The 16,603-nt window shown below is 60.2% G+C and carries 13 protein-coding genes; 5 read left to right on the top strand and 8 right to left on the bottom strand.

Going from position 1 to position 16,603, the window contains the following annotated elements; all coding sequences use genetic code 11:
* Positions 1 to 46 precede the first annotated feature (46 nt).
* Positions 47 to 1,117: an ABC transporter ATP-binding protein gene (locus FPL22_RS03470; RefSeq protein WP_144228716.1), complete on the top strand. Its 1,071-nt coding sequence runs from the start codon at positions 47 to 49 to the stop codon at positions 1,115 to 1,117.
* Positions 1,118 to 1,119: 2 nt separating this feature from the next.
* A complete protein-coding gene (locus FPL22_RS03465; protein WP_238991303.1) occupies positions 1,120 to 2,751 on the top strand; it encodes an ABC transporter substrate-binding protein in 1,632 nt (543 codons plus the stop codon).
* 223 nt (positions 2,752 to 2,974) lie between these two features.
* On the opposite strand, the gene FPL22_RS03460 is transcribed toward FPL22_RS03465, so the two are convergent.
* From FPL22_RS03460 to leuS, 8 genes are all read right to left on the bottom strand, one after another.
* On the bottom strand, positions 2,975 to 3,991 hold the full coding sequence (locus tag FPL22_RS03460; protein WP_144230255.1) for a tRNA dihydrouridine synthase: 1,017 nt from the start codon (positions 3,989 to 3,991) through the stop codon (positions 2,975 to 2,977).
* 166 nt (positions 3,992 to 4,157) lie between these two features.
* Entirely contained in the window at positions 4,158 to 4,643 is a 486-nt protein-coding gene (locus FPL22_RS03455; RefSeq protein WP_144228714.1) for a bifunctional nuclease family protein, read from the bottom strand.
* A 50-nt stretch (positions 4,644 to 4,693) separates the two neighbouring features.
* Positions 4,694 to 5,542, bottom strand: coding sequence for an LpxI family protein (locus FPL22_RS03450; RefSeq protein ID WP_144228713.1), 849 nt, complete (start codon positions 5,540 to 5,542; stop codon positions 4,694 to 4,696).
* Between the two features lie 113 nt (positions 5,543 to 5,655).
* On the bottom strand, positions 5,656 to 7,812 hold the full coding sequence (locus FPL22_RS03445) for a GumC family protein (protein WP_144228712.1): 2,157 nt from the start codon (positions 7,810 to 7,812) through the stop codon (positions 5,656 to 5,658).
* A 5-nt stretch (positions 7,813 to 7,817) separates the two neighbouring features.
* On the bottom strand, positions 7,818 to 8,441 hold the full coding sequence (locus FPL22_RS03440; RefSeq protein ID WP_144228711.1) for a polysaccharide biosynthesis/export family protein: 624 nt from the start codon (positions 8,439 to 8,441) through the stop codon (positions 7,818 to 7,820).
* Positions 8,442 to 8,449: 8 nt separating this feature from the next.
* A complete protein-coding gene (locus tag FPL22_RS03435; RefSeq protein ID WP_162525174.1) occupies positions 8,450 to 9,559 on the bottom strand; it encodes an outer membrane beta-barrel protein in 1,110 nt (369 codons plus the stop codon).
* Between the two features lie 60 nt (positions 9,560 to 9,619).
* Complete coding sequence (locus tag FPL22_RS03430; RefSeq protein WP_162525173.1) at positions 9,620 to 10,480, bottom strand: FecR domain-containing protein; 861 nt, start codon at positions 10,478 to 10,480, stop codon at positions 9,620 to 9,622.
* A gap of 122 nt (positions 10,481 to 10,602) precedes the next feature.
* Positions 10,603 to 13,203 carry a leucine--tRNA ligase gene (gene leuS, locus FPL22_RS03425; RefSeq protein ID WP_144228708.1) on the bottom strand — a complete coding sequence of 867 codons (2,601 nt, stop codon included), beginning with the start codon at positions 13,201 to 13,203 and terminating at the stop codon, positions 10,603 to 10,605.
* Between the two features lie 3 nt (positions 13,204 to 13,206).
* On the opposite strand from leuS, the gene FPL22_RS03420 reads away from it, so the two are divergent.
* The 3 genes from FPL22_RS03420 to FPL22_RS03410 are packed head-to-tail and all read left to right on the top strand — an operon-like array spanning position 13,207 to position 16,594.
* On the top strand, positions 13,207 to 14,577 hold the full coding sequence (locus FPL22_RS03420) for a trypsin-like peptidase domain-containing protein (protein WP_144228707.1): 1,371 nt from the start codon (positions 13,207 to 13,209) through the stop codon (positions 14,575 to 14,577).
* Positions 14,574 to 15,992 carry a PDZ domain-containing protein gene (locus FPL22_RS03415; protein ID WP_238991301.1) on the top strand — a complete coding sequence of 473 codons (1,419 nt, stop codon included), beginning with the start codon at positions 14,574 to 14,576 and terminating at the stop codon, positions 15,990 to 15,992. Before FPL22_RS03420 ends, FPL22_RS03415 begins: the two co-directional genes overlap by 4 nt.
* Before the next feature lie 5 nt (positions 15,993 to 15,997).
* The gene (locus FPL22_RS03410; protein ID WP_144228706.1) at positions 15,998 to 16,594 is read left to right on the top strand and encodes a riboflavin synthase; all 597 of its coding nucleotides are present in this window, start codon (positions 15,998 to 16,000) and stop codon (positions 16,592 to 16,594) included.
* The last annotated feature ends 9 nt before the right edge of the window (positions 16,595 to 16,603 follow it).

Genomic DNA, 16,603 nt, shown 5'->3' with positions numbered 1-16,603 from the left:
AATCAGGCCGAAATCTTGCTTAACGGAGCCAACGCATGATCACCGTATGATTTCGATTAGCATCCAAAATCTCACCAAACGGTTCGGCACGGCCGTCGCGTTGCGCAACCTCGACCTGGTGATTGAGCCCGGGGAATTGTTTTTCCTGCTCGGCCCCAGTGGCTGCGGCAAGACCACGCTGCTGCGCAGCATGGCCGGCTTTTATATCCCCGAGGAAGGCACTATCCGCTTTGGCGATGAAGACGTGACGCGTCTGGCGCCGCACAAGCGCAACACCGGCATGATGTTTCAGAGCTATGCACTCTGGCCGCACATGACCCTGGCTGAGAACGTGGCGTTCGGGTTGGAAGAGCGCAAAGTGCCGAAAAATGAGATCAAGCGCCGCGTCGGCGAGGCCTTGGAGTCGGTGCGCATGGGGCAGTATGCCTCGCGCAAACCGAATCAATTATCAGGCGGTCAACAGCAACGCGTGGCCCTGGCGCGTGCGTTGGTCATCCGTCCGCGTTGCCTGCTGCTCGACGAACCGCTGTCCAACCTGGATGCAAAGCTCCGGCTTGAGATGCGCATTGAGATCCGTCGCGTGTGCAAAGAATTTAAACTCACGACGGTGTATGTGACGCATGACCAGAAAGAGGCGCTGTCGATCTCGGATCGCATGGCGATTCTGGACGGTGGCAAGATTTTGCAGGTCGGTTCGCCCAAGGAAGTTTACCGCCGCCCCGTCTGCAAGACCGTGGCGCATTTCATCGGCGAGACGGATTTCATTGAAGGTCGCGTGCTCGGGCCGGAGGGCGATTACACCGCGGTGGAGACGGCCATCGGACGGTTTATCGGCGTGGTGGGCGATAAGGCTTTTCAGCCGGCGATCGGTTCGACCGTCACCCTTTCGATTCGCCCGGAATGCTGGAAACTGGCGAAGGAGCCCCGCGCGCACAACGCGGTGCGGGGGAAGATCGGCGAGTCGGTGTATCTCGGCGAAGTGGCGCAATATGATTTCGTCGCCGGTGGTGTGACGCTGAAAATTTACGAATTGAATCCGCGATTTGTGGGCTCCGCATCGGATGGCGATTTGTTTGCGAGCGTGGATCCGGACGACGTGGTCATTCTGGGCGCCTGAGCATGCTCAAACAGGCCCTCATCATCTTCACATTGGTGGCGACCTTGGTGCTGCCGTTTGCGCTGCGACCGAAGCATGAAACCGTCGGCAAGACGGACGACACGCTGGTCATCATCACGCCGCACAACGAGGCCATCCGGCAGGAGTTCGAGCGGGCGTTTGCCAAGTGGTATCAGGCGCGCACGGGCCGCACGGTTTCGCTGGATTGGCGGTTGATCGGCGGGACCACCGAGATCGCCAAGTATCTGGAGGGTGAATACACGGCGGCGTTCCAAAATTATTGGGTCAACACGCTGCACAAGCCCTGGAGCAACGATGTGCTCAACGGGTTCGCCAACGGTTCGCTGCCCGCCGATGCGCCGGCGGTTGCGCGCGAGGCGCGGGCGGCGTTTCTCGCTTCGGAAATGAGCTGTGGCATCGATTTGTTTTACGGTGGCGGCAGCTACGACTTTATCCGCCAGGCACAGGCGGGCCGTCTGGTGGACAGCGGGATTATGCAGCTGCATCCGGAGTGGTTCACCGAGGAGGTGATCCCGCAGTCGTTTGCCGGCGAGGAATATTGGGATAAAAAAGGCCTGTGGGTCGGCACGGTGTTGAGCTCCTTCGGGATCATCACCAACCGTGATTCGCTCGCGCGCCTTGGGGTCACCACCGCGCCGCGCAGCTGGGAGGATCTGGCCGATCCGCGCTACGTGAGTGAAGTCGCGCTGGCCGACCCGACGAAGAGTGGATCAATCGCCAAGGCGTTTGAGAATGTGATCCAGCAGCAGATGCAGAAGGTGGTTTTCAACCGCATGGCGACCGTGCGGTTTGCCACCCCCGAGGCCATGAAGGCCGCGGAAGCAAACGCGGTGGCTGAGGGATGGCTTGAGGGTTTGCGTTTGTTGCAACGCATCGGGGCCAATGCGCGCTATTTTACCGACTCGGCGCAGAAGGTGCCGATCGACGTGGCCGCGGGCGATTGTGCGGTCGGCATGGGCATTGATTTCTACGGACGCCAGCAACAGGAAGCGGTGCGTCGTCGCGGGGCGGATGATCGCATGGCCTACATCTCGCCCGAAGGCGGAGCGGTCAACTCGGTGGATCCCGTAGCGATGTTGCGCGGTGCGCCCAACAAAAAGGCGGCGCTCGCCTTCATCGAGTTCTCACTGTCGATGGAGGGCCAGCTGCTCTGGAACCTGAAGCCGGGCGCGCCCGGCGGCCCCGACTACTTCGCGCTGCGACGTTTGCCCGTGCGAAAGGATTTTTATACCATCGAGGGTATCGCCGCCCTGCGCAGTGATCCCGAGGAGATGCCGTATGGTCCGCAAGACCGGCTCATTTACCGTCGCGAGTGGACCGGCCGCTTATTCCGTGAAATGGCCTTCGCGATTCGAGTGATGTGCCTCGATACCCAGCCGGAATTGAAACAAGCGTGGCGCGCCTTGATCGACGCCGGCATGCCGGCGGATGCGCTGGCGGAGTTTCAAGATCTGTCGGCTCTGGATTACGCCGCCGCCAACGGACGCATTCGCGAGGCGCTGCGTTCAAAGAACAAAGTCGACGAGATCAAGCTCGCGAATGAATTGGGCAACCGCTTCCGCGCGCAATATAAGCGGACGGTGGAGTTGGCGGAGAAGAGTCGGAAGAATTAAACGCAGAGAGATGGGGGCGGAGGGCGGGATACGGAGGACAAAGGACGGACGGGGCGGAGCTGTCAGACATGATGGGCGCTAAGCAGGTGCAGAGCAATTATCTGTTCGGACTGGGCGGACTCCGTTGAATCAATCGCGGCGTAAAGTCGCCCCTAAGTTCGAAAAAAAGAGGGGGAGGCGACGGGGCCTGCCCGATGAAGGGGGACGTTTAAGGTGAAGGCGGTTATGCCGTCACGGAATCCAGGGAGCAGCCGTCGGACGACGGGGTTTCGCAGTTGGGGCGGGCGATGACTCCGGGGTAGGGTTCGTCGGCAAAGACTTTGCCGGGCTCGGCGAGGAGGTGGCGGTCGCACACTTCGAAGAGTTGGGCCTCAGACTCGGTGCGGCGCATTTCATAGAGGAACGCTCCGGTGCCATCCACACTTTGGCCGACGAAGTTCAGATACTTCTTCATCTTGTTCACGTGGTCGCGCTCGGGGAGGCCGGGCTGGCGGGTGGCGTCGTAGAGGCGGGCGATGTAGTCGCGCACGTCGGCGAGGGTGACGAGGGTCACCGGCTGGCCGGCGAAGGCTTCGCGGCACTGGCGGAAGATCCACGGGTTGCGGATAGCGTGGCGTCCGATCATGACGCCGGCGGCCCGGGTCTCGCCGAGCACGCGGACGGCGGTGGCGGCGGAGGTGATGTTGCCGTTGGCGAGGACGGGGCATTTCACGCGCTCCACGGCGCGGGCGATGTAGTCGTAGTGGACGTCGCTGCGGTAGCCTTCTTTCACGGTGCGGCCGTGGAGGCTGAGGAGATCGACGTCGTGCTTGTTGATCAGATCCAAGATGCGCTCGAAGTTGGCGGTATCGTCGAAACCGATACGCATTTTGACCGTAAAGAGGCCGGGGACGGTCTGGCGGAGAACGCCTAGGATTTCGTCGATCTTCTGCGGGTCGCGGAGGAGTCCGCCGCCGACGTTTTTCTTGTAAACCTTGGGGGCGGGGCAGCCCATGTTGAGGTCGATGCCGGCGACGGGGTGGCGGAGCAGCTCGGTGGCGGAGCGGGCGAGGTGGGTCAGCTCTTCGCCGATCAACTGGGCGAAGACGGGGCGGCCGGTGGCATTCTCGTCGATGGAGCGGAGAATGTGTTTCTCGGGCTTCGACTGGGCGTGGACGCGGAAAAACTCGGTGAAGAAATAATCCGGGGCGCCGTAGTGCGCGATGACTCCCATGAACGCCAGATCGGTGACGTCCTGCATCGGCGCAAGCGCCGTGAGAGGGCCGCCCGGCACAATGGGCGCGGGCAGAGCGACGGAGGACGGAGAACGGGGGACGGAGGAGGGCACGGCTCGGAGGGCGAATTACGGACAGAGGACGGACGACGGAGGGCGGACGGGAGCAGTAGCGAGTAGGACCGATACGGGCTTACTTGTCGTCGTCTTCGTCGTCGGCGTCGGGTTTGGCTTCATCGTTTTGCTGGCGGAGGACGCGTTCGAGGATTTCGGTCATGTCTTCGACGGTGTCATAGACTTTGCGGGCGGCGAACAAGGGGCGGCGGTGCTGGAGCGCCAGCACGGTCGAATCGCTGGGGCGGGCATCGAGCTCGACGATTTTTTTGCCGAGTTCGTTTTCCATGCGCAGCAGGATGCGCGCGAAAAAAGTGCCGTCGTTGACGTCGTTGATGACGACATGGTCGATCGTTGCGCCGAGGCCGGTGAGAATGTGGCCGATGAGATCGTGGGTGAGCGGGCGTTCTTTTTTGACGCCGTCGAGGGTCATCTGGATGGCATTGCCCACGGAGTGGTCCACGTAGATGACGAACGTCTTGTTGTCGTCGCCGAGGAACACGGCGCAGCCGTTGGAGGTGGGCATCACTCCTTTGACGATCACTGGGACGACATCGTTTTTCATGGGCGGAAAGTGGTTCTGGAAACGCCGGTGCGCAAGCGCGGGCGACGGGCTTATTCGAAACCCAGCAGTTGAATGCCCCAGGATTTGGCCTGGGCGAGGACGGCGGGTTTATCCAGGAGGATGACGCGATCGGTTTCGAGGGCGGCGGCTTTGAGGCCGGCTTCGCGCATGGTTTCGAGTGTCTTGAGGCCGAAGCACGGCACGTCGAAGCGGTAATCCTGACGGGCTTTGACGGTTTTAACGAAGAGGGATTCGTCGGTCTTGAATTCGCCGGCGCGGCGGATCATCGCATCGGTGCCCTCGAAGGCTTCGACTGCAAGGACGGTGCCTTTGCGGACAACGCAGCCCTGGCCGATATCGAGACGGGCGGACTCGCGGGCGATCTGCACGCCGTGGGCCACGTAGTCGGGGTCGATGGGGAATTTTTTTCCGGTCATGCAACCGGAGTGGGCGAGTTGATCGTCGAGGAAACTGCGGGCATCAAGCAGGTGGACGCCCAGCGCGGTGATTTCCTGCGCGATAGCGCCGAAGATGGTTTCCGCATTGCGACGTTTCAGGGAGAAGAGAATGCGGGCCGCTTTGAAGTCGGGGTGGAGGCCTTTGAAGAGACGGCGCGGAGTGATTTGTCCGGCCATGAGCGCGTAGCCCGCATCGTAGTCCTTGAGCGTGTCGAGCATCTTGCCGAGCTGGCCGACCTGGATGACGCGCCGATCGGCGGCGGGGAACGAATCAATTAAGTCCGGGCGCGTTTCTTCGTCGAAGGCAATGAGGCGGATGGGCACGCCGGCGCGACGAATGGCCTGTGCGATGAGAACGGGATAAATGCCTTGGCCGGCAATGAGCGCGACGGGGCGTTGCGGATTAAAATCGGCGGGCAGGAAGGCGGACAAGGCGGGCATGACGAAGTAGCGAGTAGCGGGTAGTGAGTAGCGAGTAGCCGGAGACGGAAACAAAAAAGCCGCGTAGAGGCGCTTCGCGCCACGCGGCTGGGGACCAAGGCAAAAGGACCGGATCAGTCCTGGGTGCCGTAGTATTTTTTATAGCTCCGGTAGTAGCGGTAGTTGGAGTAGTATTCGATGCGGCGCGGGGAAAGGCCGTTGAGCACGACGCCGAGGATTTCGTTTTTGCCGGAACGAAGCGCTTTAATGTAGAGGCGGATGTGTTTGCGGAAGGCGCGATTGAAGCGGCAGACGTAGATGACTTCGTCGACGCGCTCGGCAATGAGCAGCGAGTCGGTGACGGCGCCCAAAGGCGGGGAGTCCACCACGATGAGATCGTAGTGTTTTTTAAGCTTCTCCAGCAGTTGTCCGAAAATGGGGCTTTCGAGGAGTTGAGTCGGGCTCTTGGAGCGTCCGCCGGAACTCAGCAGGGAAAGGTTTTCACCGATGGACGTGATGCCGAGACTGGGGTTGATCGTGAGGTCGCCATCGAGGCTGGCGCCCTTCTCATACCACGTGATCAAGCCGGCTTCGTTGGCGAGTTCGAAGTGGCGATGCATCATCGGGCGGCGAAGGTCGCAGTCGATCAGCAGCACGGACTTGCCGTGACGGGCAAAGCTGCCGGCGAGATTGGATGAAATGAGCGTCTTGCCCTCACCCGGAATGGTGCTGGTGACCAAAATCGACTTGGGGAAATCGAGCTTGGAGTGAATCTTGACCGAGCTGTAAACGCCCAGAAACGGCTCCACGCCCGAGGTGTTTTTATTATCGAGGACGAGTTTGTATTTCTCCGAGTCCTTGAGGGAGGAGAGGTCGGGGATGATGCCCAGCAGGTTGGCACCGATGAAGTGCTCGATGTCCCAGGCGCTCTTGATGCGGTCGTCGATGAAGCTGAGGCCGATGGCGACGCCGAAGAACACCAGCACGCCCACGCCCACGGCGGTGCGGGCGATGCGGCCGAGGTCGGGCGTGTAGGGCTTGCCGGCGGGCAAGGCGGGGTCGAGCGGGCGGACGGGGATTTTTTCCAGGTATTTACTGGTCGTGGCCTGACTGAGACGGTCGAGGATCTGCGAGTAGTTGCTCTTGGCGACCTGGGCCTGGTTCTCGAGGCTGCGATATTCGATGGAGAGATCGCGCAGGCGGAGCTGTTCCTTTTCCTGAGCGGCGTATTCTTTTTCAAGGGTTTTTTCACGGGCGACGGCGCGCTCGAGGCTGGTCTTCAGGTCGGCGATGGAAAGGCGGATGGCGGTGTCCAACTGCTCTTGGGCGACGTGGATGGCGTTGACCACGTTGATAACCTTGGGGTGGCGTTCCAAGTAGCGCTCGGCGAGGAGCGAGTGATCGCGGTTCAAGGTTTCGAGCTGTTTGCTCAGATCGGGAACGGAGCCATAGGCGGCGATAGCGGTGATCTCGAGGAGGTTGCGCTTCTCGGCCTGATAGCGCTCGACCAGGCGTTCTTGCTCGGCAATCGCGAGGCGATCAAGGCGGGCGCCCTGCAGCGCCTGGTTGACGCTGCTCAGATTGGCTTGGGCGATGTTGGTGCTGTTATCGAGCGATACGAGGTTTTGGGCCCGCATGTAGTCCTGCAGGCGTTGCTCGGCGATGCGGGCTTCCTCCTGGAGCTGGGTGGCACGGTCGCGGAGGTATTTGACCGCGTAGTCGTGGCCGCCGCTGACGTTCTCGAGCAGGCTTTCGATGAACTGTTCGATGTAACGATTGGCGAGAATCGCGGCGGCATCGGGATCGCGATGCGAGACCGCGATGTTGATCAGAAAGGTGCTGCGAACGGATTGAACCGACATCACGCCAAGGTCTACCCCGGTGGGCGGAGTCGCGCCGGGAGCAAGGTCTTTGATGTAGGGACGTTGAAGGACCTGGCGCTCTTGCGGGGTGAGAGATTCCTGCACCCGGTTGCGCATCTTGGCGCTGGCGATGACCTGCAGGTAGGTGTTGAGCTCGATGTCGCTATTGATGCCGGTATCGACGACATCGACGGTCGTGACGACCTTTTCGGGTTTTTCGATCTGGAGCGTGGCGGCGCTGCGATAAAGCGGCGTGGCGCGCGACTGGTAGTAAGCCATGCCGATGGAGATCACCAAGGCCAGCGGCAGCGCGATCCAGAGGCGCTCGCGCAGGATGATGTAATAATCACGGAGCGTGCGGCGCTCGATGATCTCTTCGTCTCGACCGGAGACCTTGGTGGCTGACGATGGCTTTTGAACCGAGGACATGTTTCTTAAATAAGACGCTCAGGAACGAAGACGATGTCTCCGGGTTCAAGCATGAGAGAGTTGTCGCCGATGTTGGCGCGATCCTTGCCCTTGAGCAGACTGTCCACATCGATCGTGAAAACTTGTTTTTTACCCTCGGGGGATACGCGGGTGACATTCACCGCGGTGCCTTTGGCGGTGTCGGTGAAACCGCCGGCGCGGGTGACCAATTCCAAGACCGTCATGGACGTCTCGATGGGCAGCGGATAGCGACCGGGCGAACGGACCTGGCCCTGGATGGAGACTTCGCGGGCGGCATAAGCTTCGACGTTGATGGTCACCTGGGGACTGCGGAGATAACGGCCGTCACGGTAGGCGTTTTCGACGGCTTTTTGGGCTTCGCTGACCGTCAGGCCGGCCACGTGCACTTCGCTCACCAGCGGCAAGTTGATGTTACCCTTCGAGTCGACGCGCGAGATGGTGCGGAGGTCATCCTCCTGATAAATGTCGATGCGCAACAAATCCGTGAGGGTGACCTTGTAGGCCAGCGCAGTCTGGCTGGCGGGGGCGGGAGCCTTGGATTGGGCGTGAACGAGCGATCCCATCAGGCTGGCACTCAGAAAAAGGAGGTAAAGGATGCGCTTGAACATGGGAAGGCTTACCAGCGTGAAGACAAAAAGAGCGTTAACGAATTACGGTCAAACGTCGAGAGGGAGCGATTGGACCAGTTTTGAAAATAGCTGTAGGTGAGGGAAGCCTTGAAGTGGTCGTTAAGCGTGTAGTTCACGCCTGCGCTCCAGGTGATGTAGTAGTCTTCGCGGCCACCATCAACACCGTTGAGAAACTCGCTGTAACCGGCGCCCACGCCAGTGAAAACCGACCAGCGATGATTGAAGGCGTATTGGGCATCGAGGTTGAACCGCGTGGTATCCATGGTCGATTCGGTCGCCGTGGTGCTGAAGTCCTTGCTCAACGTGCCCGTGAGCGAGAGGCGTTTATTAACCGACCACGTGGTGGAGGCCGAGGCGGTGTAGCTGCCAAACGTATCGCCGGATGCGCTTTCCTGACGGATTTGGTAACCGGCACGCACCGTGCCGTTGAGTTTCGAGAGGATTTTACCCGAAACACCCACGGTGAACGCATGATCGGTGATCGTGTTTTGCGTGGAAGTCTCGCCGAAGCGGATACGATAGCCTGCGAAAAGATCGCGCTGCGAGGTGTAGGTGTAAAACAGGTCCGTGCTGGCCGTGTAACTGGTCAAGTCCACCAGGTTCGCCGAGTTGTCGATGTAATCGAGCAAGCTGTAGCCGAAGGATCCGGCGAGGCTGTAACGCTCGATGACGGGATATTTCCAATTAAGGCCCGCATCGTAGTTCCACGAATCGGTGCGCAGGCCGACATTCGCATCTGCCTGACTTTGCCGGGAGGCACCCAAGGTAAACGATCCCGTGGTGCGCCCGGTGTTTTTCACGAGTTCCAATCCCATGGTGGGATTCGAGAAATCTTCCGAGCCATTCGAAGCAAAGCTGCCCAGATTCCAGCCAATGTTGCCGTTGACGCTGATGAGTCCGGCCCGGCGGGCGTATTCGAGCGCAAGCGTGGTATTGGTGACCACGTCTGATTCGGCCGAACTGTTAGCGAAGATATTCGAATCGTAGCCAATCGCCATCGTGCCGATCACGAACAGCTGGTCACGGCCTTCATTGAATTTGATCAGCGCGTGAGCCGACGAAAGCTGCAAAGAGACGCCCCCGATGGCGACAGCCATCCATCGCCAAGAAATACGTGGGGACATGATCAGTTTAAAAGGAAGCGCTATGGACGCTTGTTAAGCTGAGGGAGCGGGTGGCACCGTGTAGGGGCTCACCGTCGTCGAGGGAGGGATCACGCCGGGATATACCGGCACGGGAATCAATATATCTTCTGGAATGTCTATGTTTTTGCGCTCCGACACTTCGAAATAGACGGTTTTACGAGCCATACAGGCTTGCGTAACCTTCGCGCTGAGGCGGCCCATGTCAGCAGGCGGGATATCCTGGATCTTAATCGAGGGAGGCTGTGAATTGGAGGTCCGCGTAATGACGGCTTGCTGGCCGGGCTTGAGGGATTGACCGCCGGACATAAGATCGCCGCGCACGGTCACATCACCTTCCAGCAAGGAGACCACGGTGGAATCGTCGCTGGTTTCGATCACAACCTTGCGTCCGCGAATCGCCACGCTGGCGTGGCGCGTGTTGTAGGTCATCGTGCTACCGGCCACCATCTTACTGGTGCACATACCAACGGTTCCACGACCAATGAAGGCGGTGGTTTGGGAAACGGAAGGCTCCACTTCCAGATCGGTGCGGTTGGGGGAAAAGGGCTCTTGAAGGAAGCGACGCATTTCCAAACGGGTGTCCGGATCGAACGCGATGCCGGTGCCATTGGACAGCACGATGGCGTTGCTGGCCTCGGGCGTGGTTTCCAGAATGGTGCCTTCGGCGGCGTAAACCGATTTCTTGGTTAAATCCTCGATTTTTTCGCCCGTGTTGATGGAGGAAATACCTTCGACATCAGCAACATAGAGCTTGCTCGTCGGGTTTTTTCGCTTCGAGTCGGCGGCCTGTGAAAACGATGCCAGGACAACGAAAAAGGCCACGGTCAAAAAGACCGGGCCGGTCTTGCAGGTAAGGCGCTTGATGGTGCTCATGGCGGTTGAAATCATCCTAGGGAAATTCGATATGATCTTTAACGGACGATTGTCGTTTTAGCAAAGCGCATACCGAACATCAACTAGGGTCTATACCCTAGTTGATGTTGTCCTCAGGACGTTTATTCAACAACAATATTGAGGATCTTGCCGGGCACGAAGACGACTCGCTTGATGGTTTTTCCCGTAAGATGCGGAGCGCAATCGGGATTGGTTTCGGCGAGACGCATGGCGATATCCTGCTTAGTTCCGACTGCGACCAGCAGTTCGGCGCGTTTTTTGCCGTTTATTTGGACGACGATCTTCTGTTCGGTGGCGACGAGTTTGGCCGGATCGTAGGCGGGCCAGGGTGCCTGCTGGATCGAGCTGGTGCCGCCTAGACGCGACCAAAGTTCCTCCGTGATGTGCGGGGCGAGCGGGGCGAGCACTTGCAGGAAGGCACGGATGGTGGCGAGGCTGACGCGCTCGGCCTTCTGGACCGCGTTGATGAAAATCATCATCTGCGAGATCGCGGTGTTGAAACGCATGGCCTCGATGTCGTCGCCGACCTTCTTGATGGTTTCGTGGAGGGTTTTGAGGAGCTCGGTGGAATCGGCAGAGGCGTCGTCGCTGATCTTCGGGTTGATCTCGCCCTCGCGGCCGATGCATTCGCGCCAGACCTTTTGGAGGAAGCGGAAGACGCCCTCGATCTGGGACATGCTCCAGGGTTTCATGGCCTCGAGCGGTCCGAGGAACATCAGGTAGAGGCGGAGCGTGTCGGTGCCGTGCGACGCGATGATCGTGTCGGGGCTGACCACGTTGCCGCGGCTCTTGGACATCTTTTCGCCGTCTTCACCGAGAATGATGCCCTGGTGGAAGAGTTTGGTGAATGGCTCGGCCTGCGGGACGACGCCAAGATCAAAGAGGACCTTGTGCCAGAAACGCGCGTAGAGCAGATGGAGCACGGCGTGCTCGGCACCGCCGACGTAGAGGTCGGGCACGCCCCAGTAGGCGAGGAGCTTCGGATCCGCGAAGGCGGTCTCGTTTTGCGGGTCGATGAAGCGCAGGTAATACCAGCAGGAGCCGGCCCACTGGGGCATGGTGTTGGTCTCGCGACGACCGCGTATCCACATTTCACCGACGGGGCGGGGTTGCGAAGCGGGCACGGATTCGCCCGTGGTGATGTTGACCCACACTTCGAGCCATTCGGTGACGTTGGCGAGGGGGCTTTCGCCATTGCCGCTGGGCAGGTAAGACTCGACCTCGGGCAAGGTGAGCGGCAGCGCGGCGGCGGGCAAAGGAAGTGCATACCACGTCTCGCCGGTGGCGGCGTCGCGGTAGGTGACGGGCGAGGGCGGGAGATCAGCGGCGCGGGTGGTGGCGGCGAGTTGGTAGTCGGCCTCGGTCACCCAGAGCACGGGGAACGGTTCGCCCCAGTAGCGTTGGCGCGAGAAGAGCCAGTCGCGGAGCTTGTAGTTGACCGTGGCCTTGGCGCGGCTGCGGGCGGCGAGATCGGCGGTGATTTTCTTTTTGGCGTCGGCCCAGGCGAGACCGGTGTAGTCCTCGGAGTGAACGAGTTTGCCGTCGCCGGTGTAGGGGAGCTTGAGCGATCCTCCATTGGAGGCGTTTTCGTTATGATCGGGCTCGATGACCTGGATGACGGGCAGGTGGTATTGCTGCGCGAATTCGTAGTCGCGCTCGTCGTGGGCAGGGACGGCCATGATGGCGCCGGTGCCGTAACCCATGAGCACGTAGTCGGCGACCCAGATGGGGAGGCGGGCACCGTTGACGGGATTGATGGCGAACGAGCCGGTGAAGACGCCGCTCTTGTCCTTGGCAAGATCGGTGCGCTCGAGGTCGCTTTTGCCGGCGACCTTTTTCTTGTAGGCGTCGATCGCGTCGCGCTGTTCAGGCGTGGTAAGGGCGCCGACCAGCGGATGCTCGGGGGCGATCACCATGTAGGTGGCGCCGAAGAGCGTGTCGGGACGCGTGGTGAACACCTTCAGGTCGCCGAGGTGTTCCTGTTCCAGTTTGAAGAGGAGTTCGGCGCCTTCGCTGCGGCCGATCCAGGCTTCCTGCATGCGCTTGGTGGAGTCGGGCCAGTCAACGTCCTTCAAGTCGGAGAGCAGGCGCTCGGCGTAGGCGGTGATGCGGAGAACCCACTGGCGGAGATTGCGACGCTCGACAGGAAAACCGCCGACCTCGGATTTGCCGTCCTGGACCTCTTCGTTGGCGAGCACGGTGCGCAGCTCGGGGCACCACCACACGGGGCGCTCATCGACGTAGGCCAGACCCTTTTTGAAGAGCTGGAGGAAGATCCACTGTGTCCACTTGAAGTATTTCGGGTCGGTCGTATCGACCTCGCGCTCCCAGTCGTAGGAGAAGCCGAGGGCTTTGATCTGACGACGGAAGTTGGTGATGTTGTTCTGCGTGTTGGACGCGGGGTGGGTCCCGGTCTTCACCGCGTGTTGTTCGGCGGGCAGACCGAATGCATCCCAACCGATCGGATGGAGGACGTTGAAGCCCTTGGCGCGTTTGTAGCGCGCGATGATGTCGGTGGCGGTGTAGCCCTCGGGGTGTCCGATGTGCAAGCCGGCGCCGGACGGGTAGGGGAACATATCGAGCACGTAGTATTTCGGCTTCGACGTGTCGTTCTCGGTGCGGAAGGAGCGATTGTTTTCCCAGAAGGTTTGCCAATGCGGCTCGATCTGGAGAAACTCGTAGTCTTTGCAATGCGTTGCCATCGGATGAAACCCGCCACCGTGAAGGAATCCCCTACGTCGTCAATCACTCGAAAAATAACCCTGCTGACCGTCGCGTTTATCGCGTGCGTGTCCGTGGTTGAGGCAGCCGTCTCGCGTGGTTTCGACCACTTGCTGGACGCCGTCGTGCGCATTGATGTGCGCGAGGAGTCCTTCGATACCGGCGCCCGCCGGTTTACGGGAAGCATCGGTTCGGGGGTGATCGTTTCCGCCGACGGACTCATCCTTACCAACGCCCATGTGGCCAGTCCGCGTTCGGTTGAATTGTCGGTCACGCTGGCGAGTTTGGAGCGCGTCAACGCCACGCTGGTCGGCTGGGATCACTGGACGGACCTCGCCTTGCTGCGTATCGACCTCGCCGAAGTGAAGCGTCGCGGCCTCAAATTCACGCACGCGGAGTTTACGGATTCAGATAAACTTTACCCCGGCCAGACGGTGTATGCCGTCGGCACACCACACGGACTCACGCGCACGGTGACGCGTGGCATCATTTCCAACAACCGCCGCTTCTTTGCCGATAATCGTGGCGTCAAAGGCTACGAAACTGGTCTGTTCAACACTTGGCTGCAAACCGATGCCGCCATTAATCCAGGCAACTCCGGCGGGCCGCTCGTCGATGAAAAAGGCCGCGTGGTGGGCATCAACTCACGCGGTTATCTTGGAGCGGACAATCTCGCCTTTGCCATTCCTGCAAATATCGCCAAGCGGGTCGTGGCCGGCCTCTCTGCCGACGGTGCGATCACGCGTAGTTACATCGGTATTGTTCCGGGAGCGCTGCTAGATCTCGAAGGGTTTTATTCGCTCAAACAAAACACCGGCCTGCTCATAAACAGTGTCGATCCCGGTTCGCCCGCTGCGAAGGCCGGTCTGCGCGGTGGCGATATCGTGCTCTCGATCAACGGTGTTCCCGTGGACGGACGTTTCCCCGAGCAGCTGCCGCCCATACTTAATATCATCGCCAGCCTGCCGGTCGGTTCCCCGGTGAAGCTCGTGGTGAAACGTGGCGAACAAACGACTACGCCCGCTCTCGTGACGGAAAAACTCGAAAGCCGCCAAGGCGAGGAGTGGGCCTTCGAGAAGTGGGGCCTCACCGTGCGCAAAGTTTCGCGCGCTTACGCCCGTGAGAACCAGCTCGATGACGACACGGGTTTGCTGGTCATCGGCGTGCAGCCCGGCTTTCCGGCGGCCGTGGCCGGCCTGGAGCGCGGAGACATTATCACCAAGATCAATCAGGAACGCATCGCATCGCTTGATGTCGCCAAGGCGAAGCACGACGACTTCGTCGCCAAGCCCGCGCCGACGCTCATCGAGGCCGTGAGCGACCGCCGCGTATCCCTATATATCCTCAAGCCATGATGAAACCGATCCCTTTGAATTTCCTGCGAATTGCCATTGTCGCTTTTGTGGCCTGCACGGCGTCCGTCATGCGTGCGGCCGATGATATTCCCGCTCTGTTTAAAGAACGCGTGAAGTCGGTCGTGGCGGTGGAGTTTTTCACCGAGAGCGAACTGGATCGCCGCCCGACGATCGTCTCCGCACTGGTGGCCGACACGGCCGGCACGATCGTGCTCCCGCCCACGGCGATCAATAACTTCGTGCAGCCCTCGAAGCTGAAGGATTTCCGTATTTACCTGCCCGGCCGGCCCGCGAGCGAGTATTCGAGTGGCGAATACTTGGGGCAGGATCCGCTGAGCGGCTGGCACTTTGTGCGTGTTGAGGAAAAATTACGTGCACAACTGGTTCCGGTTACGGCGTTCGCCGCGGCGGTTGACGCGGGCGAGCCTGCGCTCGGCGCCGAGTTCTGGGGCATCGGCCTGCGCGGGAAGGACGAGGATTTTGCGCCGTATTTCCTGGCGAGCCGCATTTCACATGTGCAATCGATGCCCGAGCGCACGGCGATTGCCTTGGCTGAAGTCGCGTCTCCGGGTCTGCCGGTTTTTGATCGTGCTGGCGCATTTGCCGGTGTCGCCGTGGGCGGATTCGGCCAGACTTATGTGCAATTTTCGCGGAACGACCGGGGCTTGCCCGTGATGTTGCTCAACATGGAGGAGAGCAGTGTCTTCGTGCTCGGTTCCGCAATCAAATCCTGGCTCACGCGCGCACCCTCCACGCTCAGCGGACGGCCGATTGCCTGGCTCGGGGCTTACGGCTTGCAGCCGATGGATCCGGAAGTCGCATCGTTTCTGAAGCTCGGCGACCAGTCAGGTTGCGTGGTGAGCGAAGTGCTCGAGGGCAGTCCGGCGGAAGCGGCCGGACTCAAGAATCGCGACATCATTCTGGCGATTGATGGCAGTGCGTTGCCCCGGTTCAAACCGGACCGCGTGGTGGTTACTTATTTTGATCGTGAACTCGGCAAGCGAAAGCCCGGCGACACCGTTGCGCTCACGGTGCTGCGCGGCTCCGAGCGCGTGGAGATCAAGGCGACGCTCGTCGATCAGCCCAAGCTGTTCCGTGAGGCCGACCGCACTTATTTTGAGAAACTGGGGTTTACCGCTCGTGAGTTTGTTTATGGCGATGGCGTGGTGCGTCGGGTGAAAGTCGACGGACAAAAAGGTGTGATCGCGCAGTTCGTGAAGAACAGCGGTCCGGCGGGGACTGCGGGACTACGACCTGATGACTGGATCATCGAGGTCGATGGTTCCGAGGTGAAAACCTATGCGGAGGCTGTAGCGAAGCTCGCCGTGATCGAGTCGGACACCAATCGCACCGACTTCGTATTACTCACCAGTCGTGGCGGCGAAACCGCCGTGTTGCGCGTCAAACTCAAGTAATCGTCATGTTCACAGGAATCGTTGAAGAAACCGGCACGGTCATCGCGTTCACGCAGGGCGTGGATGCGTGGAAACTCGAAATCGCGGCCGTCGTGGCATTACAGGATGTCGCGCTGGGCGACAGTATTGCCGTGAATGGCTGCTGCCTCACGGTCACCCAGTTCGATGCACACCGGGTTTGCTTTGATGTGCTCCAAGAGACGCGTCGGCTCACCAATTTATCCACGCTTAACAAAGGAGCGGCGGTTAATCTGGAGCGCGCGCTGCGGTTTGGTGGCAAGATCGGCGGACACTTCGTAACCGGTCATGTGGACGGGCAGGGAGTGATCGAGGTATTTGAATCGCGGGGTGCGGATCATTATCTGCGCGTTCGGGCCCCGGCAGGCTTGGGCCGTTACCTGATTCACAAAGGCAGCATCACCATCGATGGCATTTCACTGACGGTGGCCGAAGTTGAGGGCGACACATTGGCCGTGTGGATTATTCCCACGACAATCCAGGTTACAAATCTGCGCGAGAAGCATGCGGGATCGACGGTCAATTTGGAGTTCGACTTGCTCGGCAAGTATGTCGAGAAGCTGGCCTTCGCTCACCGGAGCTAACTCATTTTC

It is taken from the genome of Rariglobus hedericola, assembly GCF_007559335.1.
GTDB lineage: Bacteria > Verrucomicrobiota > Verrucomicrobiia > Opitutales > Opitutaceae > Rariglobus > Rariglobus hedericola.
This window is presented reverse-complemented; position numbering and strand designations above follow the sequence as displayed.